This window comes from Pseudomonas sp. SMV71, assembly GCF_052042015.1.
Classification (GTDB): domain Bacteria; phylum Pseudomonadota; class Gammaproteobacteria; order Pseudomonadales; family Pseudomonadaceae; genus Aquipseudomonas.
In genome coordinates this window covers 1-208 of the sequence record NZ_JBKGGU010000087.1, presented here as the reverse complement: position 1 = coordinate 208, position 208 = coordinate 1, and the positions used below count along the sequence as shown (strand labels likewise).

The following is a 208-nucleotide window of genomic DNA, read 5'->3' as shown; positions in this document are numbered from 1 at the left end:
TCGTCACGCCAAACGATGCGTTGGCAGGCGGCGATAACCTGAGCGTCAAGATCGACGACGCCAAGGGCGGCAACTACGAAAAACTGGAGATCGACGGCAAGTCGGCTGACACCACCGTCACCGACACCCAGGACACGACTGGCCTGACGCTCTCGGCAACCGACAGCGTCGCCGAAGGCGGTTCGATCGTTTACACCGCGACCCTGAG

General features: G+C 62.0%; 1 protein-coding gene. It reads left to right on the top strand.

What is annotated here, in order from left to right; translation table 11 throughout:
- On the top strand, nt 1-208 hold a 208-nt coding region (locus ACLEJQ_RS25905), incomplete at both ends, for an immunoglobulin-like domain-containing protein (protein WP_440799975.1).